A 26,501-nucleotide genomic window follows, 5' to 3' on the forward strand; every position below is an offset into this window, starting at 1 on the left:
CCGTGAGGTAGCGTTTTTTTTCACGTACGACGGCTAGTGCAACAGGATTAGGCAAGTGAGACGGTACCAGTTCGAAAGAACTATAAGGGCAGAAGGCTTTGATTTTCATCAAGTTTCCGGCGTCGGTATTTACCTGTCCCAAACGTCATGAATTGGCGATCATCACTGCAACGCATCACACCGCGCGCGGTGTCAGCCAAGGAGTGAGGAATGCAAAAACAGCGACTGGTACTGATCGGCAACGGCATGGCGGGCATCCGCACGCTGGAGGAAATCCTCAAGCACGATGCAAACCGCTATGACATCACCGTGATCGGTGACGAGCCGTGGGGCAACTACAACCGCATCCAGCTCTCGCCGGTGCTGGCCGGCGAGCAGAAGCTCAAGGACATCATCCTCAATGATCTGGACTGGTACCGCGACAACGGCATCCGGCTGATCAAGGGCTGTGCGGCGACGCGCATCGACCGCGAGCGCCGCGAAGTCCACACCGCCGCCGGCGAAGCCATCGGCTACGACAAGCTGCTGGTCGCGACCGGTTCGCGCCCGTTCATGCTGCCGGTGCCGGGGAGCGATCTGGATGGCGTGATCGGCTTCCGCGACATCAAGGACACCGAGAAGATGATCGTCGCCGCGGCGCTGCACCGGCATGCGGTGGTGATCGGCGGCGGCCTCTTGGGGCTGGAGGCCGCGCACGGGCTGAAGCTGCGCGGCATGGAAGTCACGGTGATCCACCTGGGCGACTGGCTGCTGAACCGTCAGCTCGACGAAACCGCCGGCCGCTTGCTGGAGCAGTCGCTGGCCGAACAGGGGCTGAAATTCAAGCTTGGCGCCAAGACGCAGGCGCTGGTCGGCGAGAACGGCCACGTTGCCGGCGTGCAGCTTGAATCGGGCGAAGTGATCGCGGCCGATCTGGTGGTGATGGCCGTCGGCATCGTGCCGAACGCCGATCTGGCGCGCGATGCCGGCATCGAGGTCGCGGGCGGCATCGTCGTCGACGACACGCTGGCCACCAGCGACGAACACATCTACGCCGTCGGCGAATGCGTCAGCCACCGCGGCGTGTCTTACGGTCTGGTGGCGCCGCTGTTCGAGATGGCCAAGGTGCTCGGCAACCAGCTCGGCGGCTGCGGCAAGCAGCGCTATACCGGCACCACCACATCGACCAAGCTCAAGGTCACCGGCATCGACCTGTTCAGTGCCGGCGAATTCATGGGCGGCGAGGGCTGCGACGAGATCGTGCTGTCCGACCCGGCCGGCGGCGTCTACAAGCGGCTGATCGTGCGCGACAACAAGCTCGTCGGCGCCTGCCTGTACGGCGACACCAGCGACGGCGCATGGTACTTCCAGCTGCTGCGGCAGGAGCGCGATGTCGCCGACCTGCGCAGCCAGCTGCTGTTCGGCCCGCCGCGCGATCTGGGCGACACCGGTACCTCGGGCGCCAGCCGCGCCGCCGCGCTGCCCGACGACGCCGAAATCTGCGGCTGCAACGGCGTGACCAAGGGCGTGCTGGTCAAGGCGATCAAGGAAAAGGGCCTGTTCACCGTCGACGACGTCAAGAAGCACACCAAGGCCGGCGCCTCGTGCGGGTCGTGCGTCGGGCTGGTCGAGCAGGTGCTGATGAGCACCGTCGGCAGCTCGTTCCAGGATGCGCCGAAGCGCAAGTCGATGTGCGGCTGTACCGACCACACCCACGGCGAAGTGCGCGAGGCGATCCGCGAACAGCATCTGGTGACGCTGGCCGACACGATGAAGGCGCTGCACTGGAAAACCCCGGACGGCTGCCCGAGCTGCCGTCCGGCGCTGAACTACTACCTGATCTCGACCTGGCCGGGCGAAGCCAAGGACGACCCGCAGGCACGGCTGATCAACGAGCGCGTGCACGCCAACGTGCAGAAGGACAGCACCTTCAGCGTGATCCCGCGGATGTGGGGCGGGGTGACCAGCCCGGCCGAGCTGCGCAAGATTGCCGACGTGGCCGACAAGTTCAACGTCAAGATGGTCAAGGTCACCGGCGGCCAGCGGCTCGACCTGCTCGGCGTGAAGAAGGAGGACTTGCCGCAGATGTGGCGCGAGCTCGACATGCCGTGCGGCATGGGCTACGCCAAGGGGCTGCGCACGGTGAAAACCTGCGTCGGCAAGCAGTTCTGCCGCTTCGGTACGCAGGATTCGACCGGCATGGGCATTGCGCTGGAAAAGGCCTTCGACCGGATGTGGGCGCCGCACAAGGTCAAGCTTGCCGTGAGCGGCTGCCCGCGCAACTGTGCCGAAGCCGGGATCAAGGACGTCGGCATCATCGCCGTCGATTCGGGCTGGGAAATCTATATCGGCGGCAACGGCGGCATCAAGACCGAAGTGGCCGAGTTCTTCACCAAGGTGAAGACCGAGGACGAAGTGCTCGAATACTCGGGCGCCGTGCTGCAGCTGTACCGGGAAGAGGCGTATTACCTCGAGCGGACCGTGCACTACATGGGCCGCGTCGGCCTCGACTACATCAAGTCCAAGGTGCTCGAAGACGCGACCAACCGCAAGGCGCTGTGGGCGCGGCTGCAACTGGCGCTGGCCGGCGAGCCGGACCCGTGGCAGGCGCAACTGGGTGCCGATGCAGCAGCGCGCTTCACCGACCTGACCGTTTGACCGACCGACAATGACTGATGCCCGCTGGATACCCGGCGGGCTGAAAAAGGAAAACCGACATGAGCCAGTGGCAATCCATCTGCAAGCTCGACGAAATCCCGGCGCAGGGCGCCCGCGTCGTCAAGCGCGAAGGCAAGACCGATATCGCGCTGTTCCGCACGCTGGACAACCGCGTGTTCGCCCTAGACGACCATTGCCCGCACAAGGGCGGCGCGCTATCGCACGGGCTGGTGTACGGTGACACCGTTGCCTGCCCGCTGCACAATTTCAAGATCAGCCTGCAGACCGGCCAGGCGCAGGCGCCGGACGAAGGCCACACGCCTTGCCACAAGGTCGAACTGCGCGACGATACGGTCTGGCTGGCCGTCGACTGAGACACTGGGAGAAAACAAGATGGGATATCGACTGTTCATCGACCCGACTTCAACGCCTCAGGCTGTGTACCCGGATGTTGCTGCCGACTGGCAAACCGCCGGCAATCACGATCAGGCTGTGATGGCCGTGGTGCTGAATGGGCTGCCGGACGAAGTCTGCGCATCAAAGGCGTGGTCGGACTCGGACGACGGCCAGCAGTTTGCCCGTTGGCTGGTGAGTGCCGATCTGGATGGTACGATCCGGCTGAACGAGCACTTTGTCTGGCGTTGCCACGATGTGGATGGCGCGATAACCGATAACGGCAATCAGGCGCTGACGGAGTACCTGAACAGCAAGTTTTTCAAGTGCAGGTTGAATGTGCTGCCGAAGTAAAAACATCCGTTCGGTGTGAATGTTATGTAAAAATTAATCCAGCCTCAGTTGTGTGGGTAAGTCGTACAGACCGTTTTTGAATTTCACGGAAATTTGCCTCCGCTTTTTTTTGCTGGCTTGTTCCTTGCAATCATCCATGGTGCCGGTTGCAAGCACAGATTTCTGCTCTTCATTTATCTTCAAGTCGGCGTAGTTGTGTGAGGTGGTTGAAGTGGAGTCAATCGTCCTGACGATTGAATAAAATGCCCCTCTGCAGTTTCCATCCCACTCTCCGCCGTTGACAGAAACAGCCAATTTGGCCAGTACAATTGACAGCTTTCGACCGTCAAACACATACAGGTTTAATGACGTCGGATTGTACGGGTTGACTCTTGATTGTCCGATATAAGCGATGCGAATGCCGAAGGCGCGCCGGTCCTGCGTTAAGCGATAGCGTGCAGTATCCATTGTGATACTGGACAGGCGGACAGTATCGGATGTGATGGCTGATGATTGAAATAGATGGGCGACGATCGTGCCACTGGCGGTATCCACAACCAGAGTTTCAAGGTCATACACCTCGACGAAACCATCGGAGTGCTCACGCAGATAGGGGAGCACTGCAAGCGTCAGGGAGGGGGCTGCAGGCCAGACCCTGCAACTTGCAAATTGAGTGGATAACGTCCTCCCTGGCTGGAGTTTCTTCCCCCATTTTGGCAGATTTTCTTCGCAGCCTGCGTGGACAGTGCATGAAATGAAAAAGAGGAGCAATGCAACGAATTTATTCATCAGACTCTGAGCCTGCTCGGTTGAGAATCATTTATCGGTAGTGGGTGTCCGTGTATTCCAGTAGGCCAGCGATAACAAGGCTAAATTGACAATGATCTCGCCGAGTATCTTGTCGTCGTTTATCATCTCCAGCTGCAAAAGCAGATGCGACCAAGGTGGCGAAACGCAGTGCAAGCCATGCCAGTAAATCAGTATGGTGATACTACTAAATACCCAGCGCCCCCCCCACCAATAGAAACGGGTTTTCTGGGTATCTTTGGCTCGTGGCGCCTAGTTGTCGGGTTCCGCCTGTTTGTAGACTTTTTTCTTGAACAATTCCGGCCGCGCTTGCTGCCACATTTTCAGCGATTCAACCGGTGACCGGAAGCCCAGCGCTTTTTGCGGGGTGTGATGGTTGTAGGCGATCCGGTAGTCATTCAACGTGACGGCCAATTCCGCTGCACTGGCAAAGCGGGTCTGTTTCACCAGCTCGCTGATCCGGCCGTTAAAACGCTCGACCATACCGTTCATTTGCGGCGTGCGCGGCGGGATCAGCCGGTGCTCGATCCCCAAGGCTGCACAACGGCGATCAAACACGTGCCGTCCGCTCGGGGTCTTGGCTTTGCTGGTGAAGCGGTCGGTGAACTGGCTGCCATTATCGGTCAGCAGTCTCTCGATCTTTATCGGCGCCGCCTTGTACAGGCGCTGCAGGAAGTCGACGCTGCTGGCTTCGGACTGATCCGGGTAGATGTGCAGGAACACCCAGCGGGTGGCCCGGTCGATCGCGACGAACAGGTAGCTGCGCGAGGTTTCGTCGGGCATCTGCGGCAAGTACTTGATGTCCAAATGGAAGTAGCCCGGTGCGTAGTCCTTGAACCCTTTGGAGGGCGCGGCGGGTTCTTCCGGCTGCAGTTGGGCCTGTAGTGCCTTGAGGTTGCCGACGCCTTCGCGCACCAGCAGCCGGTTGATGCCGGATCGGGTGGCGTTCGGATTGAGGAAGCGCTGGGCCACCGCGACCAGGTCGTCGAGCGGCAGCAGCAAGGTGGTGCGCAGGATCAGCACCAGCGCTTCCTGCGCTGGCGACAGTGTGGTGTGCAGGGTATGCGGCCGGTGCGAACGATCGGTGAATTCGTCGCGCGTTTGCCATTTGCGGATGGTGCCCTTGCCGACGCTGTAGCGCAGCATCAGCTCGCTTTGCGAGAGGCTGGAGTGGCGGATTTCCTCGCGGGTGAGCGGTGTGGTGCGGGCATTGCTGTGCAGGCGGTGGCTCATGACTGGCTCGCATTGACGGACTGGGTGATCAAGGTACGCAAAAGGTCACGCGCTTGGAACAGCGGCCAGCTGCGTTTTGGAAGCCAATCAGACGAAACCCAACACCTAGTGCCACTCTCCTCGCAATGCTTTGACTTTTTCTTCTAGCCCTTGGCGCGTTACAACTTCCGCCATCACCGGCTCCCCCACATTTACCCCGATCTTCGACCAGATCCCGCGCGGCCATTTCATCATGGCTGCACCGTCCTTGCGGCTGAAGAAGCTGCCCCACAGGCCCTGCAGCGCCATCGGAATCACCGGCACCGGCGTACGGCGGATGATTTCCTCGATGCCGGGCTTGAAGCGGTTCATCTCGCCGTCCTTGGTGATCTTGCCCTCGGGGAAGATGCAGACGACTTCGCCGGCTTCGAGGTAGGCGGCGACGCGGTCGAAGGCCTTGTCCTTGAGCGTCGGGTCTTCGCGTACCGGGGCGATCGGGATGGCGCCGGCGGTGCGGAAGATGAAGTTGAGCAGCGGAATCTTGAAGATCCGGTGGTCCATCACGAAGCGGATCGGCCGGCGCACGCGGCCGGCGAGCACCATCGCATCCATGAAGCTGACGTGGTTGCACACCAGCACGCAGGCGCCGGTGTCGGGGATGTTGTCCAGCCCCTGCGCGCGGATGCGGTAGAGCAGGTGGGTGAGAATCCAGACCTGGAAGCGCATCATGAATTCGGGGATCAGCGAGTAGATGTAGATCGCAACGGCGACGTTCATCAGCGCCACGGTCAGCAGCAGCCCCTTGATCGACATGCCGGCCTTGAGCAGGACGATGCTCATGCCGGCGGCGACGACCATGAAGAAGGCGTTGAGGATGTTGTTGGCGGCAATGGCGCGCGAAGTGAAGCCCGGTTCGGAACGGGTCTGGATCAGCGCATACAGCGGGACGATGAAGAAACCGCCAAACACGCCCAGCAGCAGGATGTCGGCCATCACGCGCCAGTGGCCGGCGGCGGTGATGAAGCCCGTCAGCCCGTACTGGCCTGCGGGCGAATTGGCCAGCGCGAAGTACAGGTCGATGCCGAACAGTGACAGGCCGATGGAGCCGAAGGGCACGAGGCCGAGCTCGATCGTGCGGCCGGACAGCCGCTCGCACAGCATCGAGCCGACGCCGACGCCGACCGAGAACAGCGTGATCAGCAGCGTGTAGACCTGCTCGTCGCCGTGCAGCACGGTCTTGGCGACTTCGGGCAGCTGGGTCAGGTAGACGGCGCCGAAGAACCAGAACCACGAGATGCCCAAGAGGCTGTTGAAGACGGTCTTGTTCTTTTTGACGTGCCTGATGATGTGCCAGCTCTCGCCGAACACGTTCCAGTTGATCGGGAGTTTGGCGGCCGGTGGCGGGGCGGCCGGCATGCTGCGGCTGGAGAGCCAGCCGAGGACGGCGACGCCGACGCAGGCCCAGATGATCAGTGTTTCGCCGTGCGGCTGGTGGCTGACGATCAGCGTGCCGGCGATCTGGCCCAGCAGGATGGCGATGAAGGTGCCCATCTCGATCAGGCCGTTCCCGCCGAGCAGTTCCTGCGGTTTCAGGTACTGCGGCAGGATTGAGTACTTGAGCGGGCCGAACAGCGTCGAGTGCACGCCCATCATGAACAGGCAGCCCAGCAGCACGGCGGCGTTGCGGGTGGCAAAGCCGTAGCCGGCGGCGAGCATGATGAGGATTTCGAGGATCTTGACCCAGCGTGCCAGCACGGCCTTGTCGTACTTTTCGGCCAGTTGCCCGGCAAAGGCCGAGAACAGGAAGAACGGCAGGATGAAGATGCCGGCGGCGGCGTTGACCAGCGTTGCGGCGCCCATGCCGGCGGCCGAGAGTCCGTGGAAGGCGATCATCACCAGTAGCGCGTTCTTGAACAGGTTGTCGTTGAACGCGCCGAAGAACTGTGTGACGAACAGCGGCAGGAAGCGGCGGCTGCGGAACAGGTCGAACTGGTTGGGGTGCGACATCGGCGCGGGTCCGGTAGATGACAATCCGGCGGCAAGTCTACCCTAGAGCGCTTGCGAAAACCTCGCCGGTTGCATCGTGCTTACTTACGCCTTGCCGGGTACGCGATGCGCGGTGCTCAGGCGGGCCAGATTGCCCCGAGCACGCGCGGGCCGTCCGCACCGGTCACCGCCGGGACGTTGCCGCAGGCGCTGTCGATGCAGCGCTGCGCCAGCCAGGCAAAGGCGATCGCCTCGACCCAGTCCGGGTCGACGCCGAGCGATGCCGTGCTGGCGATGCCGACGCCGGGGAGGGCGTCGCCGAGCATGGCCAGCAGGGTCGGGTTGTGCGCACCGCCGCCGCAGACGAAGACATCGTCGGCGCCGGGGGCCGTGGTCCTGACCGCGTCGGCGATCGTGCGGGCGGTGTAGGCGGTCAGCGTTGCCATCACGTCGGCCGGGTCGTCGTTGCGGCCGGCGAGCTGCGTGGCCAGCCAGTCGGCGTGGAACAGGTCGCGTCCGGTGCTTTTCGGTGCCGGCTGCGCCAGATACGGTTCCGCCAGCAGCTGTGCCAGCAGCGTGCCGATCACCTTGCCGCTGGCGGCCCAGGCGCCGCTGGCGTCGTAGCGCTCGCCACGGTGGCGGTGGATCCACAGGTCCATCAGCACGTTGCCGGGGCCGGTGTCGTGGCCGGAGACGGCGCCGTCGGGCGGCAGGTCGGTCAGGTTGGCAATGCCGCCGATATTGACGATGACGCGGTGTCGCCGGGCATCGGCGAAGATCGCGTGGTGGAAGGCCGGCACCAGCGGGGCGCCCTGACCGCCGGCGGCAACATCGCGCGAACGGAAGTCGCCGACGACGGTGATGCCGCAGCGTTCGGCCAGCCGTGCATGGTTGCCGAGCTGGATCGTATAGCCCCGTTCGGGGCGATGGCGGACGGTCTGGCCGTGGTTGCCGATGGCGACGACATCGTCGGCAGCGGCGCCAGCCTGCAACAGCAAGGCGGACACGGCATCGGCATAGCAGTCCGCCAGAGCGTTGCCGGCACGCCAGGCAAGGTCGATCTCGTCGGCCGACGGTGCCTGCAGTGTGAGCAGGTCATCCCGCAGCGCCTCGGGCAGCGGGCTGCCTTGCGCTGCGAGCAGCAGGGGCTGTGCGTTCGAAAGATCGACGAGGACGGCGTCGATGCCGTCCAGACTGGTGCCTGTCATCAGGCCGATCAGCAGTTGCGGGCGCGGCATGGGTCCTCGTCGTTGTTTCAGCGGCTGGCGATCCTCGAACCGTCCAGCAGTGCCAACTGGTCGCCCAGCGGCAGGGTCTGTTGTTTGAACGCGGCGAGCCAGGTCTTTCCCAGCGCCGCGTCGGCCGGCAATTTTACTGCCAAAGGGTCGACCGGTTGATCGTTGATGCGGAATTCGTAGTGCAGGTGTGGCCCGGTCGAGCGGCCGGTGCTGCCGACGTAGCCGATCAGTTGGCCCTTGCTCACGGTGTTGCCGGCCTTGAGGCCGCTGGCGAACTTGCTCATGTGGGCGTAAACGGTCTGCAGGCGGCCGTCGTGGCGAATCTCGGCCATGTTGCCGTAGGCGCCTTCGCGGCCGTACTTGACCAGTTTGCCGGCGGCGGCAGCGTAGACCGGCGTGCCGCTCGGCGCGGCGAGGTCGACGCCTTCGTGGCCGATCCTGCGCTTGAGTACCGGATGCATGCGCAGCCCGAACTCCGACGAGACGTGGCTGAACTCGGTCGGATAGCGCAGGAAGCGTGCCGACGCGCTCTCGCCGTTCTCGTTGTAGTAGCCGCCGTCCTGCCCCTGCGGCTGGAACCAGTACGCGCGCCTGACCGACTTGCCGTCGTTCAGCGATGCGGCCAGAACCCGGCCGGTGCGCACGGTCTGGCCGTCGTCGTTGAACGTTTCGTAGACCACGCTGTAGCGGCTGCCCCGGGCAAGCTTGGCGTCGCCGAACAGCGCATCGAGCTGCTGGCGTACGCTGCCGGGCAGGTCGAGCGACTTGAGTGCGCCGGCGCTGGCGAGGCTGCCGCTGCGGTAGGCGGTCGAGCGGGTCAGCACGACCTGTTCCGAACTCACGCTGAAGCGGTCGCCGTCGCGGCGCAGCGTCAGCCGCTGGTCTTGCGCGTTGACGTAGCCGAGCTCGTTCAGCCGGCCGTCGCGCTGCGTCACCGCATGGATGCTGCGGCCCGGCGCGAGATCGAAAAAGCCGCGCGCATCCGCCGAGCGGCGCAGGTAGTCGAGCGCGGCCGGGTCGTCGACCGACAGCCGCGAGAGCACGCGCGCCAGCGTGTCGCCGTTGCGGATCACGTCGTCCTGACGCAGCGGCGTCGTTGCGATGCGGCTGACCAGCTCGGGCGTGGCGAGGGGCTGCGTGACGTGTTGGACCTGCACCGTTTCCTGCGGGCCGTATTCGGCGACGCCATAGGCGGTGACGGTCAGCGATACCGGGGCGGCGATCGCTGCGGCAAGCCACAGCAGCGGCAGGTGGGGCGGGTGAGGATGGGTGTTCGACATCGGTTCAGGCGGCGTTCGGATTCAGAGTCAAGCCGCAAGGTATCAGTGTCAATATGGTTTTGCCAGCCAAAAATTTCATGAAAAGTCCTTATTTCACAATGACATACGGCGATTTTTCCAAGGCATTACGCGAGCGGAAATCCGTCGTTGCAAGGCTTTCGCCGGGGGCTTTCCGTGCGGGAAATCTCCCGGCGCGTTTGCGGGCTTTGCGCCGGCCAGCCGCACAAAGCCCTGAAGGTGGACCGCCGGTCCGGCCTTTGGTGCTAAACCGGTGATATTCACGCTCGCCAATATGGCGTAGTGAAACTGTAAGGACATGATGAAAAATGGCCTTTTCTCCATCTCCCCCCGTCATGAGCAATATCCCGCGACCGAGGCGCGCGCTGGGCGTGATGCGCCGGATGCGCCTCGGCTACCCCATCCTCGAAGCCGGCCCGCTGGCCATCACGACCTATCTCGACGGCTATGGCGCCGAGGCGGCGCTGTGGCTCGGCTATTTCCGCCGCAACGGCTGGATCGCCGCGCAGGACTGGCCCAACGGTGTCCGGGCGTGGTTCCTGTCGGACCACGGGCTGGACATGCTGGCGCGTGGCGAGAAATGGTGGAGTTCGCTGACGCTGACGCAGCGTCTCGGCTACTGGCTGGCCTGAAGCGGCTTCAGGCGCGCCGGGCGATCGCCAGCGCGGTGCGGATCGTCGTTGCGTGGATCGCCACGGTATCGGTGATCGGCACCGCATAGCCGCCCCCCATCGTGATCGCCGCCGGCACACCGTAGCGCCGGCAGGCCTGCAGCACCATTTCGTCGCGCTCGGCCAGTCCGGGCTGGCTGAGCGCCAGCCGGCCGAGCCGGTCGCCTGCGTAGGCGTCGGCGCCGGCGAGGTAGATCACCAGGTCCGGCCAGCTGGCCGCAAACAGGCCGGGCAGCTCGTGCGCCAGCCGGCTCAGGTAGGCGTCGTCGCCGCTGCCGTCGGGCAGTTCGACGTCGTGATCGCTGCGTTCCTTCTGGAACGGAAAGTTGCCGGCACCGTGCATCGAAAAGGTATAGAGCGCCGGGTCGCCGGCGAGGATCGCCGCCGTGCCGTTGCCCTGGTGGACGTCGAGGTCGATCACCAGTGCGCGCCCGATCCCGCCCTCGCGCTGCAACAGCCTGAGCGCGACGGCGGAATCGTTGAATACGCAGAAGCCGCTGCCCCGATCGGCGTAGGCATGGTGAGTGCCGCCGGCGAGGCTGGCGGCCAGGCCGTCGCCGAGTGCGGCACGGCAGGCGGCGATCGTCGCGCCGGTTGAATGCCGCGAGCGCTCGACCAGTGCTGGAGACCATGGCAGGCCGATGGCACGCTCCTCGGCGCGGCTCAGCGTGCCAGTGTCGAGCTTGTGCAGGTAGCCGGCGGTGTGGGCGCAGCCCAGTTCGGCGTTGTCGGCGCGCGGGGCGTCGGCAAAGCGCAGGCCCGGATCGTCCGCGACCGCTTCGTACAGCAGCCGGTATTTCTCGGCCGGAAAGCGGTGGCCGGGCGGCAGCGGCAGGGCAAACCGGTCGGTCCGGAAGATGCGCATCGGCTAGCGCTGGGCGCCGGGGGGCGCGTCATGGCCGGAAAAGTAGCGGCCGAAGCCGATGATCGCGACGCCGGTGGCCGAGAGGATGTGCACGTCGGTCAGTATTCGCGCCAGCCAGTCGCGCGGATAGATGTCGCCGTAGCCGACCGTTGCCGAGGTGACGATGCTGAAGTGCAGGCAGTCGAGAAACGTCTTCAGCGCGCCGGTAAAGAAAACGAGCGGCTTGTCCGGGCTGTAGGCGTGCAGGTCGTGGATGCCGGCGAAGGCGCTGTTGTCGAAGTCGAACAGCACCAGCGCGTAATAGGTCAGCGCGAACTGGAAGATCAGCCACGCGTACAGCCGGATCAGCGCGGGCAGGCTGCGGTGGTGGTAATGGATGATGCTCGACATCAGCAGGCCGATCTGGCCGATGAACAGCAGCCAGCCGATCGAGCGCAGCCACGGATAGCCGTCGAGCGTAAATGCCCGGCCGTGGTGCAGGTAGACCAGCGTCGTCAGCAGCAGCGCCAGTGCAATCGACACCACGCCGGCAATCAGCCCCAGCCGGTCGGTACGGCGCAGGCGGAGCAGCATCGTCAGAGCTCGGAGAGCCGGCCGTCGGCAAGCTGGTAGCGGTGCTGGCAGCGCTGCGCCAGCAGCGGGTCGTGGGTGACGATGACGAAGCTCGTGCGCAGTTCGCGGTTGAGCTCGAGCATCAGCGCGAACACCGACTCCGCCGTGCCGCGGTCGAGGTTGCCGGTCGGCTCGTCGGCGAGCACGCACGCCGGCTGGTTGACCAGCGCCCGGGCGATCGCTGCCCGCTGGCGCTCGCCGCCCGACAGCTCGCCCGGCTTGTGGTGCAGCCGGTGGCCGAGGCCGACGCGCTCGAGCATCGCGCGCGCAGCGGCAAGCGCCTGCGCCTTCGGTTCGCGACGGATCAGGAGCGGCATCGCGACGTTTTCTTCGGCCGAGAACTCGGGCAGCAGATGGTGGAACTGGTAGACGAAGCCGAGCTGCCGGTTGCGCAGCACGCCGCGCTTCGCTTCGTTCAGCGCGAACGGGTCGACGTCGCCGATGCGCACGCGGCCGCTGGTCGGCGTATCGAGCGCGCCAAGGCAGTGCAGCAGGGTCGACTTGCCCGAGCCCGAGGCGCCGACGATCGCGGCGGTGTCGCCGGCCTCGAGGTGGAAGTCGAGGCCCTCGAGCACCGGCGTTTCCAGTTTGCCGCCGCGGTAGTGCTTGACGAGGTTCTGCGCGCTCAGGATCGTCCGGTTCATCGCGGTCTCACTCATAGCGCAGCGCCTCGGCCGGGTTGATGCGGCTGGCGTGCCAGCTCGGGTACAGCGTGGCCGCCAGCGCCAGCAGCAGCGAGATCGCCCCGATGGTCGTGACGTCGCTCGGGATGATCTTCGACGGCAGCTCGGTGATCAGGTAGACGTCCGGCGACAGGAAACGGATGCTCAGGATGCGCTCGATCGTCGGGATGATGACGTCGAGGTTGCTGGCGACGAGCACGCCGCCAAGCACGCCGCACAGCGTGCCGACAAAGCCCGAAATCGCGCCCTGGATGACGAAGATCTTCATGATCGACCCGGGCGATGCACCGAGCGTGCGCAGGATGGCGATGTCGGCCTGCTTGTCGGTCACGACCATCACCAGCGTCGAGACAAGGTTGAATGCGGCGACGGCAACGATCAGCGTCAGGATGATGAACATCATCCGCTTCTCGATCTCGACGGCGCGGAAGTAGGTCGGGTTCTCCTGCGACCAGTCGCTGACCAGCAGCGACGGCATCGCCCGGCCCAGCTCGCGCGCGACGTTGCGGGCATTGAACAGGTCGTCGAGCTTGAGGCGCACGCCGCTGACGTCGTCACCGGTGCGGAACAGCTTCTGTGCGTCGCCGATATGGATGAAGGCAAGGCCGGCGTCGTACGGGTAGTAGTCGGCCCGGAACACGCCGACGACGAGAAACTGGCGGAAGCGCGGAATCAGCCCGGCGGGCGTGACCTGCCCCTGGGGCGTGATCAGGGTGATCTTGTCGCCGGCACGCACGCCGAGTTCGGCGGCAAGCTGCCAGCCGAGCACGATGTTGAACTGGCTGTCCTGCAGGTCCGTCAGCCGGCCGGCGAGCATCTTGTTTGCCGCTTCGCTGACCTTGGGCTCCAGCGCCGGGTCGATGCCGCGGATGATCGTGCCCTTCACCAGGCTGCCGTTGGCGAGCAGACCCTGGCCGAGCACGTAGGGCGCGCCGGCCTCGACGTGCGGATTCTGCCTGGCGTCGGCGGCGACTTGCCGCCAGTCCGGCAGCCGGTTGTCGGCGCCGGTGATCTGCACGTGCGCGGCCATGCCGAGAATCCGGTCGCGGACCTCTTCCTGGAAGCCGTTCATCACCGACAGCACGATGATCAGCGCAGCGACGCCGAGCGTGATGCCGAGGATGGAGACGAGCGAGATGAACGAGATGAAGCCGTTGCGGCGTTTGGCGCGCGTGTAGCGCAAGCCGATCAGGAGTTCGTACATGGCCCAGGCCAAGGGACGGAGGCGCGGATTTTAGCACAGTGTCCTTGTCGGCCCGGGCGTGATTAGTCGCAGCGCGTCCGGCAGCTTTGAACGTTGATTTCCGGCAAGCGTCCTAGAATCAGAGGCATGGCCGCGGCGTGGCCAGCCCCGAGGAGTGCGCGCATGCTGATCGACAAACTGGGACGGTTCGGACTCGATCAATTCGACCGCTGGGTAGGGCAGGTTCGCGCGCACGGGGAGCTGCCGCTGCAGATCCGGCTGTGGAACGGTCGCGACTACTGCTTCTCGCCGTCGCCGACGGTGACGATCACGCTGCCGAGTCCGCACGCGGTCAGCTATTTTCGCCGCCCGAGCCTTGCCAGCCTCGGCGAAGCGTATGTCGAGGGGCAGGTCGACATCGACGGGCCGCTGCCGAGCGTGTTCGAGGTGGCGGTCGAGCTGGCGGGCCGGCTGGTGTCGGGCCACAGGCTCTGGGGGCGGCTGGCAGCGCGCGGCCGGCACCATTCGCGCGCGCTCGATTCGGAGGCCGTCCAGTACCACTACGACGTGTCGAACGATTTCTACCGGCTGTGGCTCGACGAGCAGATGGTCTATTCGTGCGCGTATTTCGAGCACGGCGACGAAGACCTGGATACGGCGCAACTCAAGAAGCTCGACCACATCCTGACCAAGATCATGCTCAGGCCGGGCGAGGAGCTGCTCGACATCGGCTGCGGCTGGGGCGCACTGGTGCTGCGCGCGGCGACGAAGTTCGGCGCGCGCGCAACCGGGATCACGCTGTCGGAAAACCAGCACGCGCTGGCGCAGGAACGCATCCGCGCTGCCGGGGTCGAGGATCGCTGCAAGGTGCTGCTGTGCGACTACCGCGACGTGACCGGCACGTTCGACAAGATCACCAGCGTTGGCATGTTCGAGCACGTCGGGCTGGCGAACCTGCCCGGCTATTTCGCCAAGATCAACAGCCTGCTGCGCGATGGCGGGCTGGTGCTCAACCACGGCATCACGACGACCGATGTCGAGAATGGCAGCGGTGCGTATTTCGGCGGCGGCGATTTCATCGACCGCTATGTGTTCCCGAACGGCGAACTGCCGCATCTGGCGCTGACGGTGAAGGAAATGTCGGCCGCCGGGATCGAGGTGCTCGATGTCGAGTCGCTGCGCCGCCATTACGCCAGAACGCTCGATTTCTGGACCGAACGCTTCGAGGCGAATGCCGGCAGGATACGGGCGATGGTCGACGACAAGCATTACCGCATCTGGCGCGTCTATCTCGCCGGCTGCGCATGGGCATTCGCCAACGACTGGGTATCGATTTACCAGCTGCTCGGCTGTCGTGCCGGCGCGCCGGGGCAGAACCCGACGCCGATGTCGCGCGGCTATATGTATGCGAAATGACGCGCCGGTGACGTGCCGATGAAGAACGGGGCCTTGCGGCCCCGTTGTCGGTCAGTAGGTATTCAGCCCGCGTGCACGGAACTGGCCGCGCACGCGCTCGGTCACCTCGTTGCTCGGCGGTTCGACATCGCCGAGTTCGTACTTCATCCCGAGCTCTTCCCACTTGTGTTCGCCCATCTTGTGGAAGGGCAGGACTTCGACACGCTCGACGATATCGCCGAGTGACTGGACGAACCCGGCCAGCCCTTCGACGTCGTCGAAGTCATCCGACCAGCCTGGCACCAGCACATAGCGCAACCAGATCTTCTTGCCCATCTTCTGCAGCCGGCGGGCAAAGTCCAGCGTCGGCTGCAGCGGTTTGCTGGTCAGGCGCTCGTAGCGTTCGGGGTTGAACTGCTTGATGTCGAGCAGTACCAGGTCGACGTTGTCGAACCAGCTGTCCTCGAGATGGGCGGCCAGGAAGCCCTGGGTGTCGAGCGCCGTGTGCAGCCCGTATTCCTTCTTGACCCGGTAGAAGATCTCGCCGACGAAGTGCGCCTGCATCAGCGGTTCGCCGCCGGAAATGGTGACGCCGCCGGTCATTTTCAGGAATGCAGCGTACTTGCCGATCTCGGCAACGACCTCGTCGACGGTCTTCTGCCTGCCGTTGTGCAGTTTCCAGGTGTCCGGGTTGTGGCAGTACAGACACCTGAACTGACAGCCCGAAACGAAAACGACAAAACGCATGCCCGGGCCGTCAACGGCGGCGCCGGTTTCGAACGAGTGGACGAAACCGCACATCTTGCCGTTTTCGTCGACCATGGCCGGGACGATTTCGCCGAGCGGCTTTTGCACTTCTACGATCTCGATGGACATCGTTTAATCTCCGGTGGGCAAAACAAAGGCGACCCGAGGGCCGCCCTGTTCGCTGCGGGGGCAGGGCGGGCCCACCCCCTCGTCTTCTTATTAGATCAGCATTTCACGTGGAAAGTGCGGTTGATCACGTCCAGCTGCTGTTCACGCGTCAGCTTGATGAAGTTGACCGCGTAGCCCGAGACACGAATGGTCAGCTGCGGGTACTTCTCCGGGTGGTCCATCGCATCGAGCAGCGTGTCGCGGTTGAGCACGTTGACGTTGATATGGAAGCCGGTGGCGTTGCAGAAACCGTCGAGGCAGGCGGTCAGGTTGTTGACGCGATCGGCCAGCGAGTGACCCAGCGCATCCGGCGTTGCCGAGGCGGTCCACGAGATGCCGTCCAGCGCAGCTTCGTACGGCAGCTTGGAGACCGATGCGCCGGCAGCGACGAAGCCCGACGTATCGCGACCGTTCATCGGGTTGGCGCCCGGTGCGAACGGCGCGCCTGCACGGCGGCCGTCCGGGGTGTTGCCGGTCTTCTTGCCGTACACGACGTTCGACGTGATGGTCAGGATCGACTGGGTCGGCAGCGAGTTGCGATAGGTCTTGTGGCTCTTGACCTTGTTCATGAACGATTCGGTCAGGTAGACGGCGATTTCGTCGACGCGGTCGTCGTTGTTGCCGAATGCCGGGTACTCGCCTTCGATTTCGAAGTCGACGGCCACGCCTGCCTCGTTGCGAATCGTCTTGACCTTGGCAAACTTGATTGCCGACAGCGAGTCGGCCGCGACCGACAGACCGGCGATGCCGCAAGCCATCGTGCGCAGGATGTCGCGATCGTGCAGCGCCATCTCGATCCGCTCGTACGAGTACTTGTCGTGCATGTAGTGGATCGCGTTCAGTGCCTTGACATAGGTCGCAGCCAGCCAGTCGAGCATCTTGTCGTACTTGGCCATCACCTCGTCGTAGTTGAGGTATTCCGACGTGATCGGCTCGAAGCCCGGAACGACCTTCTTGCCGCTCTTTTCGTCGACGCCGCCGTTGATCGCGTACAGCATGGCCTTGGCCAGGTTGCAGCGGGCACCGAAGAACTGCATCTGCTTGCCGACTTCCATGGCCGACACGCAGCAGGCGATCGCGTAGTCGTCACCCCAGTGCGGGCGCATCTGTTCGTCCGACTCGTACTGGATCGAGCTGGTTTCGATCGACACCTTGGCGCAGAAGTTCTTGAAGCCTTGCGGCAGCGCCGGCGACCACAGCACGGTCAGGTTCGGTTCCGGTGCCGGGCCGAGGTTGAACAGCGTGTTCAGGAAGCGGAAGCTGTTCTTCGACACCAGCGTGCGGCCGTCCTTGCCCATGCCGCCGATCGACTCGGTCACCCAGGTCGGGTCGCCCGAGTACAGGCTGTTGTATTCCTCGGTACGCAGGAAGCGGACGATGCGCAGCTTGATGACGAGGTCGTCGATGAATTCCTGCGCCTCGGCCTCGGTGATCTTGCCTTCCTTCAGGTCGCGTTCGATGTAGACGTCGAGGAAGGTTGAGATGCGGCCGATCGACATCGCGGCGCCGTTCTGTTCCTTGATCGCGGCGAGGTAGCCGAAATAGGTCCACTGGATCGCTTCCTGCGCGGTGGCGGCAGGCTTGCCGATGTCGAAGCCGTAACCGGCGGCCATTTCCTTCAGCTCGCCCAGCGCACGGATCTGTTCGGACAGTTCTTCACGCAGGCGGATGGTGTCTTCGGTGAAGTCGAAATCGTCGGTTTCGGCCTTTTCGGCTTTCTTGAATTCGATCAGCTGGTCGATGCCGTAGAGCGCCACGCGGCGATAGTCGCCGATGATGCGGCCGCGGCCATAGGCATCCGGCAGACCGGTGATCACGCCGGACGAACGGCAGGCGCGGATCAGCGGGTTGTAGATGTCGAACACGCCCGAATTGTGGTCCTTGCGGTACTTGTGGAAGACCTCTTCGATCTTCGGATCAAGTTCGCGGCCGATTTCCTCGAGCGAGCTTTGCACCATGCGCAGGCCGGTGTTCGGGAAGATGGCGCGCTTGAGCGGCGCATCGGTCTGTACGCCGACGATCTTCTCCAGATTCTTGTCGATGTAGCCCGGGCCGAAAGCGGTGATGCTGGTGCCGCGGTCGGCAGCGACGTCGAGGACTTGCCCCGGCGCGGCGCGTTCGGCCTTCAGCATCTCGGAGAGCTTTTCCCAGACCTTGTTGGTGCGCTCGGTCGGGCCGGCGACAAAGCTGTCGTCGCCTTCGTACGGGGTGTAGTTGAGCTGGATGAAATCGCGGACCGCGACTTTCTTCTGCCACTCGCCCTCTTTGAAGCCACGCCAGGCATTGATCTGCAGGTTGGTTTCCGGTGCGTTCATGGTGATGCTCCTTTCGATGAATCTGTTCAACGATCAGTAAAAACAGTGGTTGGAACCACCGGACCCGCGGATCGTCGCCGGGTGGGGCGCTTCCTCTGGAATTAAGACTACTCCGTTGACCTATTTTGCGCTCTGCAAAAAAGCACGTTCATTGTGAGGGCGGGAATCCGCGTCGGCATTGATCAGGATCAACTCGATTCGGCACGGTTTGCGCAGATTTGGTTGCGCTGGCGAAGTATGTCATGTGCAACCGTTGTATGTTTTTCTACTGGCGCCATCGTTGCTATTTGAACGCGGCACCATCCCTGTGGCTAGCTGTGAAGGTTCAATAGGTTGTTTCGGGTGTTCACCCGGAGAAGTTCTGCGAGACTGGAAATCGCCAACCCCCCAGTCACAGAACAAGACACCGGATGAACACACATAAGAATGCCCGACTGACGTATCTGCGTCGCCTGGAAATGGTTCAGGACATCACCGAGCATGGTTTGTCGACCGCGGCGGCGGCGGCACGCCATGGCGTAAGCGCGGTCACCACCCGCAAGTGGCTGGGCCGCTATCTGGTCGGCGGCGCGGCTGCCTTGCTCGACAAATCCTCGCGTCCCGAGCGCTCGCCACGTGCCATTGCGCCCAGCGTTGCCCTGACGATCATCGAATTGCGTCGCAAGCTGTTCCTGCAGGCTCGCATCGCAAGCTATATCGGCGTGTCCAAAGCAACCGTCAGTCGCGTGCTGCGACACGCAGGGCTATCGCGGTTAAGCGACCTGCAGCCCGCAGAGCCTGTGCAGCGCTACGAGCGCGAAACGCCCGGCGAACTGCTGCACGTCGACATCAAGAAGCTCGCCCGCTTCGAGCAGGTCGGCCATCGCATCACCGGCGATCGTCGCCAGAACAGCCGAAACAGCGGCTGGGAATATCTGTTCGTGGCGATCGACGACCATAGTCGCATCGCCTTCACCCGACTCTACCCCGACGAGCGCCGCGCCAGCGCCATCGACTTCCTGCGTGCGGCCAACGACTACTTCAAAACGCTGGGCGTACCGCTCCAGCGCCTGATCACCGATAACGGGCCCGCCTTCCGCTCCCATGACTTCGGCCGCGTTTGCGTTGAACTGGGCATTAAGCAGAGGTTCACCCGCGCCTACCGACCGCAAACCAACGGCAAGGCCGAGCGCTTCATCCAGTCCGCGCTGCGCGAATGGGCCTACGGCCAAACCTATCAACACTCGGATGAGCGCGGCGCAGTCCTGAGGTATTGGAATCATTATTACAACTGGCACCGTCCGCATCACGGCATCGGCTGCCACGTGCCCATGTCCCGTCTCTCAGCAACGAAAAACAACGTCTTGACTCTTCACAGCTAGCAGATATTCCCGTTCGGGAGTGGCTTTTCATGCGAACCGTCTTCCAGGTGGCGGAAAACAAAACGGGCCGACATGAGTCGGCCCGTTCTTTGCGGTTATACGGTTGGCTTAGAGCGTCACCGCATGCTCGCGGGTGGCGTGGAAGACGATGTCCGGCCAGCGCTCTTGCGTCAGCGAGAGGTTGACGCGGCTGGTGGCCAGGTAGGCGAGGCTGTCGGCGGCGTCGCGCGCCAGGTTGTTGCCGAGGCTGTTCTCGAAGTCGGTCAGCTTCTTGGCGTTCTCGCAGCTGACCCAGCGGGCGGTGTAGATCGTCGTCGATTCGAAAATCGCTTCGACGCCGTACTCGTTCAGCAGTCGCGAGGCGACGACCTCGAACTGCAGGACACCGACCGCGCCGAGGATCAGGTCCGAGCCGTTCAGCGGCTTGAAGACCTGTACCGCGCCTTCCTCGCCGAGCTGCTGCAGGCCTTTCTGCAGCTGCTTGAGCTTGAGCGGGTTCTTGATCCGGACGATGCGGAACAGTTCCGGCGCGAAGTAGGGGATGCCGGTGAACGACAGCGCCTCGCCTTCGGAGAACGAGTCGCCGATCTGGATATTACCGTGGTTCGGCAGGCCGATGATGTCGCCGGCGTAAGCCTCTTCGACCTGTTCGCGACCCTGCGCCATGAAGGTCACCACCGAGTTGGCCGCGATGTCGCGGCCGAGGCGCAGGTGCTTGAACTTCATGCCGCGCGAGAACTCGCCCGAGCAGACGCGCAGGAAGGCGATCCGGTCGCGATGCTTCGGGTCCATGTTTGCCTGGATCTTGAACACGAAGGCCGAGAACTTCTCTTCGGTCGGGTCGACGCTGCGTACGGTCGCGTCGCGCGAGCCCGGCGCCGGCGCCCAGTCGACCAGTGCGTTGAGGATCTCGCGCACGCCGAAGTTGTTGATCGCCGAGCCGAAGAACACCGGTGTCAGCGTACCGGCGAGGAACTCGTCGAGGTTGAACGGATGGCTCGCGCCGTGCACCAGCTCCATTTCCATCCGCGTATTGCCGATCTCGAGCGGGAACAGCTCGTCCAGGCGCGGGTTGTCGAGCCCCTTGATGATCTCGACGCTGCCGTCGGCCTTGCCGCCGCCGGCGTTGAACAGCAGGACTTCGTCGTTGAGGATGTGGTAGACGCCGCGGAAGGTCTTGCCCATGCCGATCGGCCAGGTCACCGGCGCGCAGCGGATCTGCAGCACCGATTCGACCTCGTCGAGCAGCTCGAGGCTGTCGCGCACTTCGCGGTCGTACTTGTTCATGAAGGTGACGATCGGCGTATTGCGCAGCCGGCAGACGTTCAGGAGTTTGATCGTCTGTTCCTCGACGCCCTTGGCCGCGTCGATCACCATCAGTGCCGAGTCGACCGCCGTGAGCACGCGGTAGGTGTCTTCGGAGAAGTCCTGGTGGCCCGGGGTGTCGAGCAGATTGACAACGTGGTCGCGATAGTCGAACTGCATCACCGAAGAAGCGACCGAAATGCCGCGCTGCTTTTCGATGTCCATCCAGTCCGAGGTGGCAAACTTGCCGCCCTTCTTGCCCTTGACGGTGCCGGCGAGCTGGATCGCGCCCGAGAACAGCAGCAGCTTCTCGGTCAGCGTGGTCTTACCGGCGTCCGGGTGCGAGATGATGGCAAAGGTGCGCCGGCGGGCAACTTGCTGGGCGAGCGTGGGCATGGTCTTGATTTATCTTGGATTTGCGGCAGGAAAGCGCGGCATTGTACGCCAATCGCCCGGTATTCAAAACTCAGCGGCCCGCGTCGCGCTCCGCCGGCAGCAGCAGTGTGAACACGGCGCCGCCGTCGATGTGGTTGGCGGCGAAAACCTTGCCGCCATGGTCTTCCATGATCTGCCGGCTGATCGCCAGCCCGAGCCCGGTGCCGCCGGTCGCGCGCATCCGGCTGCTCTGGATGAACTTGTCGAAGATCTGCTCGAGCTCGTCGGGCGGGATGCCGGGGCCGTGGTCGCGCACCGCGAGGCCGATCGCCGGCTTGCCGTCGATCGTTGCGTCGGCCAGATAGTCGATGGCGATGCTGCCGCCGACCGGACTGAACTTGATCGCGTTCGACAGCAGGTTGACGACGACCTGCATCACTCGGGTCTTGTCGTAGACGGCAAGCAGCGGCGGTGTTGCATCGTCGGCGTCGAGGTCGAGCCGCTTGCCGATCAGGAGCGGGTTGATCTCGCTGACGGCCGCCTGGATCGTCTGCTGCAGGCAATATCGTGACTTGTCGTACTGCATGCGATTGGCTTCGAGCCGCGACATGTCCAGCAGGTCGTTCAGCAGCACCAGCAGCCGGTTGCCGCTCGAGTTGATCCGCTCGAAATAGCGGGCGAGGTTGGTCGGCTCGGTCCGGCCGACCTTGGACAGCCCCATTTCCGAGAACGACAGGATCGCGTGCATCGGCGTGCGCAGCTCGTGCGACATGTTGGCGAGGAAGGCCGATTTGGCGACGTTGGCACTTTCGGCCGCTTCCTTTGCCTCGACCAGATTGCGCTCGAATTCCTTGAGCCGGCCGATGTGGGTCAGGAAGGCGAACGCGTATTCGAGCTGCTGATGTTCGTCGTTGATCGCCGCCGAGTTGACGAGGAAGGGCTGCGACTCACCGGTCGATGCGCGCAGGCTGACTTCCGCGATGTGGTTGCCGGCGCCGACGCGGCGCGTCAGGTCGGCCGGAAAGATTTTCGCCGCCTGCTCGCCCCACAGCACCTGCGGCGGGTGGCCGACGACGTCTTCGCGCCGGTAGCCGAGCAGGCGCGAGAACGCCTGGTTGATCTCGACGATGCGCCCGGAGGCGTCGAGCAGGATGAAGCCGTCGGCGGTCGTGTCGATGATCGTCCGCTTGAGGCGTTCGGACTGGCGCAGCGCCTGTGCGGCGATCCGCTGCGCGGTGACGTCCTCGATCACGCAGATGACGCCCTTGTCCGCATCGTCCGGGTCGAGCGCCTTCGCGTACAGCATGGCCCAGAATTCGGACAGGTCGCGGCGGAACAGCGCCATTTCGCCGCGGAAGACTTCGCCCTGCTGGACCTTCTGCAGCATCTGCTGCTGGCTGTCGGAAAACTCGCTCTGGTCGGCGTGGATCAGGCTCATCGGCTGGCCGATGATCGCGCCGGAGGTGAAGCCGAACAGCTTCTCGAACGCCGGGTTGACGAGACGGATCGTGCCCTTGACCGAGAGCATGATCGCCAGCGGGCTGGCGTCGAGCACGGTGCGGATCTCGGCGGTGCGCTCGAGCACCAGATCCTGCAGATGGTCACGGTGGCGACGCAGTTCGCGCTCGGTGTTCTGCCGCTCGGTGATGTCGCGCACCGTTGCGCAGGTGTAGGCCTCGTTGTTGAACTCGATGTGCGACAGCGTGACTTCGACCGGCAGCAACTGGCCGTAGCGGTCGCGCTGGTGCGTCGTCTGCACGAGCTGGCGTTCCTGCTTGAGCCGCCCCCACAGCTCCAGCCACTGCGCTTCGCCGATATTGGGGAAGAGGTCGGCGAAGCGAAGCGCCAGGATGTCGTCCGGCGTGTAGTGGGTGATCCGCGAGGCCGAGCGGTTGGCGTAGCGGATATGGCCGAAGCGGTCGCTCCACAGCACCGCGTCGGGCGACTCGTCGACGGTGAACTGGGTCAGGTACAGCCGGCCCTCGATCTGCTCGATCCGCCGCAGCTGGCGCAGCAGCAGGTAGAACAGCACGGTGACGATCAGCATCAGCGCCAGCGCGACGATGGCCCGGGTCAGCAGGTTGTCGCGGAACTTGCCGAGCACGGCGTCTTCGTCGATCGCGACGGTGACGATCAGCGGCAATTCGCCCTGGCTGGCGTGGAAGGCGACGAGTGCGTTCTTGCCGGTTGCCGGGTATGCCTGCCGGTAGGTGGTGTTGCGCATCAGCCGGCGCTGCTCGAACTTCAGCGGGTCGCGCGCTCGCACGCTTTGGCCGACGTGGACCTCGTCGAACGGGTAGTTGAGGATGACGACACCGTCGGAGCGCAGCAGCTGGATGTGCATGCTCGGCGGCAGTTTCAGCGACTGGTAGAAATCGAGAAAGTAGTTCGGTTCGACCCCGGCAAGCAGGATGCCGCCGAAGCTGCCGTCGGGCCGGTTGATGCGCCGGGTGACCGGGATCAGCCACTTGCCGTCGGTGCGGCTGACGATCGGAAGCTGGATCTGCGGGCGCAGATCGGGGAACTGCCGGTGGTCGCGGAAGTACGAGCGGTCCGACAGGTCGACGCGCCGGGTCGGGTATTCGAGGCCATGGCTCTGGATGCGCCCGTGCGAGTCGATCGCGATGATGCCGCGCACCTGCGGCGCGAGCTTGACCTTGTCGCGCAGCAGCAGATAGGTCAGGTACTCGTCGGCCTGGTCGACGCCGCCAAGCCCTTCGAGGTTTTCGATGATGTTCTGCATCGCCTGCTCGACCGAGACGAAGGTTCGGGTCGCGTGCTCGTCGAGCGACCGGGCGAGCGAGAGGTTCTGCCGTTCGGCTTCGTCGAGCGCCTGCTGGTAGTCGCGGGACGTCGCCCAGAACAGCATCGCGATGCCGACGACCATCAGTGCCGCATAGAGCAGGATCAGGCCGCGCCGCAGCGGCTGCAGCGACGTCTGGGCCGATTTCGAGTGCCGGCGTGGCCAGGGCCAGTTCGTGGGCCAGTTCATGTTCAGGGGCGTTTGGCCTCGAGGGTTTCCCAGCGCTCGAGCTTTTCCAGCAGCAGGGTTTCGATGGCGTCGATTCTATCCTGCATTTCCCGTGCTTTCATCGGGCTGTCTTTGTAAAGGAGCGGATCGAGCATCGCCTGTTGCAAATCCGCCTGCTCGGTCTCAAGGGTTTCGATCTCGGCCGGCAGGCGTTCGAGCTCGCGCTGCTCGTTGTAGCTGAGCTTCTGCGTTCGCGGCTTGTTGCGTTCGGTGGCGGATTTGATCTCTGCGTCGGCCGCCTTGGCAGGCGCATGCGCCAGCTTGCGCGCGCGTGCCGCCTGCCAGTCGGCGAAACCGCCGACGTTTTCGACCAGCAGGCCGTCGCCCTCGAAGGCAATCGTCTGGGTGACGACGTTGTCGAGGAAGGCGCGGTCGTGGCTGACGAGGAACAGCGTGCCCGGATAGTCGGCGAGCAGGTTTTCCAGCAGCTCGAGCGTGTCGATGTCGAGGTCGTTGGTCGGTTCGTCGAGCACCAGCACGTTGGCCGGACGGGTGAACAGCATCGCCAGCAGCAGCCGGTTGCGCTCGCCGCCCGACAGTGATTTGACCGGGCTGCGCGCGCGCTCGGGCGCGAACAGGAATTCCTCGAGATAGCCCATCACGTGCTTGCGCTGGCCGCCGATCTCGACGTAGTCCTTGCCCTGGCCAATCACGTCGACGATTGCGGCTTCTTCGTCGAGCTGGGTGCGGAACTGGTCGAAGTAGGCGACCTGCAGGTTGGTGCCGCGCTTGACGCTGCCGGTGTCGGGCTCGAGTTCGCCGAGGATCAGCTTGAGCAGCGTCGTCTTGCCGGCGCCGTTCGGGCCGATCAGGCCGACGCGGTCGCCGCGGATCAGCCGCGTGGTGAAGTCGCGGATGATGCGCTTTTCGCCGCCGTTCGCGTCGACGAACGATTTGCCGACGTGCTCGAACTCGGCAACGAGCTTACCGCTGCGCTCGCCGGCGTCGAGCTGGAACGAGACGTTGCCGACCCGCTCGCGCCGTGCCGCACGGTCGCGCCGCAGTTGCTCGAGCCGCCGTACGCGGCCTTCGTTGCGGGTGCGCCGTGCCTCGATCCCCTTGCGGATCCACACTTCTTCCTGCGCCAGTACCTTGTCGAACTTCTTGTTGACCTGCTCCTCGGCGGCAAGCTGATCGGCCTTGCGCGTTTCGTACGCGCTGAAGTTGCCCGGAAAGCTCGTGACGCGACCGCGGTCGAGTTCGACGATGCGGGTGGCGACATTGTCGAGGAAGCGCCGGTCGTGGGTGATGAACAGCACGCTGCCTGCAAAGGTGTTCAGCAGGCCCTCGAGCCATTCGATCGCGCTGACGTCGAGGTGGTTGGTCGGCTCGTCGAGCAGCAGCAGTTGCGGTTCGACCACCAGCGCGCGGGCCAGTGCGACGCGCTTTTTCCAGCCGCCCGACAATGCGGCCACCGGCGTGTCGGCAGGCAGGTCGAGGTGGGTCAGCGTGGTCGAGATCAGTGCGTCGAAGCGCCAGCCGTCGCGAATCTCGATCTCGTGCTGCAGCTCGGTCAGCCGTGCGAGCGCGGCGGTCGAGCCGTCCTGGTTGTGGGTCGCCGCGTGGTAATCGGCAAGCAGCTGTTTCAGTTCGCCCAGGCCGTCGGCCACAGCGTCGAACACCGTTGCACCGGCGGTGAACTCGGGTTCCTGTGCGACATAGGCGGTGCGTACCTCGGCCGGAATGCGGATGTCGCCATCGTCGAGCCGGATCACGCCGGCAACGGCTTTCAGCAGCGACGACTTGCCCTGACCGTTGCGGCCGATCAGCCCGACGCGCTCGCCCGGCTCGAGCGCCAGCGTGGCATGGTCGAGTAGCGGCCAGTGGCCAAAGGCGAGCGAAGCGTTTTCAACGAGGAGCAGCGGCATGACGGTCTTCCATTCAAC

The 26,501-nt window shown here is 64.1% G+C and carries 20 protein-coding genes; 6 read left to right on the forward strand and 14 right to left on the reverse strand.

Annotation, left to right across the window (positions count from 1 at the left end; all coding sequences use genetic code 11):
* Nucleotides 1-210 precede the first annotated feature (210 nt).
* From nirB to BJP62_RS01320, 3 genes are read left to right on the forward strand one after another with little or no spacing between them, the layout of a single operon-like run.
* Complete coding sequence (gene nirB, locus BJP62_RS01310; protein WP_070525745.1) at nucleotides 211-2,637, forward strand: nitrite reductase large subunit NirB; 2,427 nt, start codon at nucleotides 211-213, stop codon at nucleotides 2,635-2,637.
* Nucleotides 2,638-2,696: 59 nt separating this feature from the next.
* A complete protein-coding gene (nirD, locus tag BJP62_RS01315; RefSeq protein ID WP_070525747.1) occupies nucleotides 2,697-3,011 on the forward strand; it encodes a nitrite reductase small subunit NirD in 315 nt (104 codons plus the stop codon).
* Nucleotides 3,012-3,030: 19 nt separating this feature from the next.
* On the forward strand, nucleotides 3,031-3,384 hold the full coding sequence (locus BJP62_RS01320; protein ID WP_145927058.1) for a hypothetical protein: 354 nt from the start codon (nucleotides 3,031-3,033) through the stop codon (nucleotides 3,382-3,384).
* A gap of 33 nt (nucleotides 3,385-3,417) precedes the next feature.
* Here the strand turns inward: BJP62_RS01320 and BJP62_RS18210 are convergent, their stop codons facing one another.
* The 5 genes from BJP62_RS18210 to BJP62_RS01340 form a co-directional block, all read right to left on the reverse strand.
* Entirely contained in the window at nucleotides 3,418-4,152 is a 735-nt protein-coding gene (locus BJP62_RS18210) for a hypothetical protein (protein WP_145927059.1), read from the reverse strand.
* A gap of 270 nt (nucleotides 4,153-4,422) precedes the next feature.
* Nucleotides 4,423-5,403: an IS481 family transposase gene (locus tag BJP62_RS01325; RefSeq protein ID WP_070525751.1), complete on the reverse strand. Its 981-nt coding sequence runs from the start codon at nucleotides 5,401-5,403 to the stop codon at nucleotides 4,423-4,425.
* A 105-nt stretch (nucleotides 5,404-5,508) separates the two neighbouring features.
* Complete coding sequence (locus BJP62_RS01330) at nucleotides 5,509-7,389, reverse strand: MFS transporter (protein WP_070525753.1); 1,881 nt, start codon at nucleotides 7,387-7,389, stop codon at nucleotides 5,509-5,511.
* A 116-nt stretch (nucleotides 7,390-7,505) separates the two neighbouring features.
* On the reverse strand, nucleotides 7,506-8,606 hold the full coding sequence (locus tag BJP62_RS01335) for an anhydro-N-acetylmuramic acid kinase (RefSeq protein ID WP_070525755.1): 1,101 nt from the start codon (nucleotides 8,604-8,606) through the stop codon (nucleotides 7,506-7,508).
* Nucleotides 8,607-8,623: 17 nt separating this feature from the next.
* Nucleotides 8,624-9,886 (reverse strand): M23 family metallopeptidase, encoded by a 1,263-nt coding sequence (locus tag BJP62_RS01340; protein ID WP_070525757.1) that lies wholly within the window; start codon nucleotides 9,884-9,886, stop codon nucleotides 8,624-8,626.
* 353 nt (nucleotides 9,887-10,239) lie between these two features.
* Here BJP62_RS01340 and BJP62_RS01345 point away from each other — a divergent pair, with 353 nt between their 5' ends.
* Entirely contained in the window at nucleotides 10,240-10,536 is a 297-nt protein-coding gene (locus BJP62_RS01345) for a hypothetical protein (RefSeq protein ID WP_070525759.1), read from the forward strand.
* Between the two features lie 7 nt (nucleotides 10,537-10,543).
* Here the strand turns inward: BJP62_RS01345 and BJP62_RS01350 are convergent, their stop codons facing one another.
* Genes BJP62_RS01350 through BJP62_RS01365 form a run of 4 tightly spaced genes read right to left on the reverse strand, consistent with a single transcriptional unit; the run spans nucleotide 10,544 to nucleotide 13,939 of the window.
* On the reverse strand, nucleotides 10,544-11,440 hold the full coding sequence (locus BJP62_RS01350; protein ID WP_070525761.1) for a histone deacetylase: 897 nt from the start codon (nucleotides 11,438-11,440) through the stop codon (nucleotides 10,544-10,546).
* Between the two features lie 3 nt (nucleotides 11,441-11,443).
* Nucleotides 11,444-12,013, reverse strand: a complete 570-nt coding sequence (locus BJP62_RS01355; protein ID WP_070525763.1) for a potassium channel family protein — start codon at nucleotides 12,011-12,013, stop codon at nucleotides 11,444-11,446.
* A gap of 2 nt (nucleotides 12,014-12,015) precedes the next feature.
* Nucleotides 12,016-12,696: a lipoprotein-releasing ABC transporter ATP-binding protein LolD gene (lolD, locus tag BJP62_RS01360; RefSeq protein WP_205700997.1), complete on the reverse strand. Its 681-nt coding sequence runs from the start codon at nucleotides 12,694-12,696 to the stop codon at nucleotides 12,016-12,018.
* A gap of 7 nt (nucleotides 12,697-12,703) precedes the next feature.
* Nucleotides 12,704-13,939, reverse strand: a complete 1,236-nt coding sequence (locus BJP62_RS01365) for a lipoprotein-releasing ABC transporter permease subunit (protein WP_070532142.1) — start codon at nucleotides 13,937-13,939, stop codon at nucleotides 12,704-12,706.
* Nucleotides 13,940-14,101: 162 nt separating this feature from the next.
* Between BJP62_RS01365 and BJP62_RS01370 the strand changes: the two genes are divergently transcribed.
* Nucleotides 14,102-15,334 (forward strand): cyclopropane-fatty-acyl-phospholipid synthase family protein, encoded by a 1,233-nt coding sequence (locus BJP62_RS01370; RefSeq protein ID WP_070525767.1) that lies wholly within the window; start codon nucleotides 14,102-14,104, stop codon nucleotides 15,332-15,334.
* A gap of 51 nt (nucleotides 15,335-15,385) precedes the next feature.
* On the opposite strand, the gene pflA is transcribed toward BJP62_RS01370, so the two are convergent.
* Both pflA and pflB read right to left on the reverse strand, forming a co-directional pair.
* Nucleotides 15,386-16,189 carry a pyruvate formate-lyase-activating protein gene (gene pflA / locus BJP62_RS01375; protein WP_070525769.1) on the reverse strand — a complete coding sequence of 268 codons (804 nt, stop codon included), beginning with the start codon at nucleotides 16,187-16,189 and terminating at the stop codon, nucleotides 15,386-15,388.
* 95 nt (nucleotides 16,190-16,284) lie between these two features.
* Nucleotides 16,285-18,543: a formate C-acetyltransferase gene (pflB, locus tag BJP62_RS01380; protein ID WP_070525771.1), complete on the reverse strand. Its 2,259-nt coding sequence runs from the start codon at nucleotides 18,541-18,543 to the stop codon at nucleotides 16,285-16,287.
* A 410-nt stretch (nucleotides 18,544-18,953) separates the two neighbouring features.
* On the opposite strand from pflB, the gene BJP62_RS01385 reads away from it, so the two are divergent.
* Nucleotides 18,954-19,904, forward strand: coding sequence for an IS481 family transposase (locus tag BJP62_RS01385; RefSeq protein WP_070525350.1), 951 nt, complete (start codon nucleotides 18,954-18,956; stop codon nucleotides 19,902-19,904).
* Nucleotides 19,905-20,012: 108 nt separating this feature from the next.
* On the opposite strand, the gene BJP62_RS01390 is transcribed toward BJP62_RS01385, so the two are convergent.
* The 3 genes from BJP62_RS01390 to BJP62_RS01400 all read right to left on the reverse strand — a co-directional run bounded on the left by BJP62_RS01390 (nucleotide 20,013) and on the right by BJP62_RS01400 (nucleotide 26,483).
* Nucleotides 20,013-21,605, reverse strand: coding sequence for a peptide chain release factor 3 (locus BJP62_RS01390; RefSeq protein WP_070525773.1), 1,593 nt, complete (start codon nucleotides 21,603-21,605; stop codon nucleotides 20,013-20,015).
* A 70-nt stretch (nucleotides 21,606-21,675) separates the two neighbouring features.
* Nucleotides 21,676-24,576 carry a PAS domain S-box protein gene (locus BJP62_RS01395; protein WP_070525775.1) on the reverse strand — a complete coding sequence of 967 codons (2,901 nt, stop codon included), beginning with the start codon at nucleotides 24,574-24,576 and terminating at the stop codon, nucleotides 21,676-21,678.
* A 2-nt stretch (nucleotides 24,577-24,578) separates the two neighbouring features.
* Nucleotides 24,579-26,483 (reverse strand): ATP-binding cassette domain-containing protein, encoded by a 1,905-nt coding sequence (locus tag BJP62_RS01400; protein ID WP_070525777.1) that lies wholly within the window; start codon nucleotides 26,481-26,483, stop codon nucleotides 24,579-24,581.
* Between the last annotated feature and the right edge of the window lie 18 nt (nucleotides 26,484-26,501).

The sequence above is a fragment of the Jeongeupia sp. USM3 genome, from assembly GCF_001808185.1.
Lineage (GTDB): Bacteria > Pseudomonadota > Gammaproteobacteria > Burkholderiales > Chitinibacteraceae > Jeongeupia.

Coding starts and splice junctions, on each gene's coding strand:
- nirB (WP_070525745.1), top strand. CDS start 211: ATGCAAAAACAGCGACTGGTACTGATCGGCAACGGCATGGCGGGCATC.
- nirD (WP_070525747.1), top strand. CDS start 2,697: ATGAGCCAGTGGCAATCCATCTGCAAGCTCGACGAAATCCCGGCGCAG.
- BJP62_RS01320 (WP_145927058.1), top strand. CDS start 3,031: ATGGGATATCGACTGTTCATCGACCCGACTTCAACGCCTCAGGCTGTG.
- BJP62_RS18210 (WP_145927059.1), bottom strand. CDS start 4,152: ATGAATAAATTCGTTGCATTGCTCCTCTTTTTCATTTCATGCACTGTC.
- BJP62_RS01325 (WP_070525751.1), bottom strand. CDS start 5,403: ATGAGCCACCGCCTGCACAGCAATGCCCGCACCACACCGCTCACCCGC.
- BJP62_RS01330 (WP_070525753.1), bottom strand. CDS start 7,389: ATGTCGCACCCCAACCAGTTCGACCTGTTCCGCAGCCGCCGCTTCCTG.
- BJP62_RS01335 (WP_070525755.1), bottom strand. CDS start 8,606: ATGCCGCGCCCGCAACTGCTGATCGGCCTGATGACAGGCACCAGTCTG.
- BJP62_RS01340 (WP_070525757.1), bottom strand. CDS start 9,886: ATGTCGAACACCCATCCTCACCCGCCCCACCTGCCGCTGCTGTGGCTT.
- BJP62_RS01345 (WP_070525759.1), top strand. CDS start 10,240: ATGAGCAATATCCCGCGACCGAGGCGCGCGCTGGGCGTGATGCGCCGG.
- BJP62_RS01350 (WP_070525761.1), bottom strand. CDS start 11,440: ATGCGCATCTTCCGGACCGACCGGTTTGCCCTGCCGCTGCCGCCCGGC.
- BJP62_RS01355 (WP_070525763.1), bottom strand. CDS start 12,013: ATGCTGCTCCGCCTGCGCCGTACCGACCGGCTGGGGCTGATTGCCGGC.
- lolD (WP_205700997.1), bottom strand. CDS start 12,696: ATGAACCGGACGATCCTGAGCGCGCAGAACCTCGTCAAGCACTACCGC.
- BJP62_RS01365 (WP_070532142.1), bottom strand. CDS start 13,939: ATGTACGAACTCCTGATCGGCTTGCGCTACACGCGCGCCAAACGCCGC.
- BJP62_RS01370 (WP_070525767.1), top strand. CDS start 14,102: ATGCTGATCGACAAACTGGGACGGTTCGGACTCGATCAATTCGACCGC.
- pflA (WP_070525769.1), bottom strand. CDS start 16,189: ATGTCCATCGAGATCGTAGAAGTGCAAAAGCCGCTCGGCGAAATCGTC.
- pflB (WP_070525771.1), bottom strand. CDS start 18,543: ATGAACGCACCGGAAACCAACCTGCAGATCAATGCCTGGCGTGGCTTC.
- BJP62_RS01385 (WP_070525350.1), top strand. CDS start 18,954: ATGAACACACATAAGAATGCCCGACTGACGTATCTGCGTCGCCTGGAA.
- BJP62_RS01390 (WP_070525773.1), bottom strand. CDS start 21,605: ATGCCCACGCTCGCCCAGCAAGTTGCCCGCCGGCGCACCTTTGCCATC.
- BJP62_RS01395 (WP_070525775.1), bottom strand. CDS start 24,576: ATGAACTGGCCCACGAACTGGCCCTGGCCACGCCGGCACTCGAAATCG.
- BJP62_RS01400 (WP_070525777.1), bottom strand. CDS start 26,483: ATGCCGCTGCTCCTCGTTGAAAACGCTTCGCTCGCCTTTGGCCACTGG.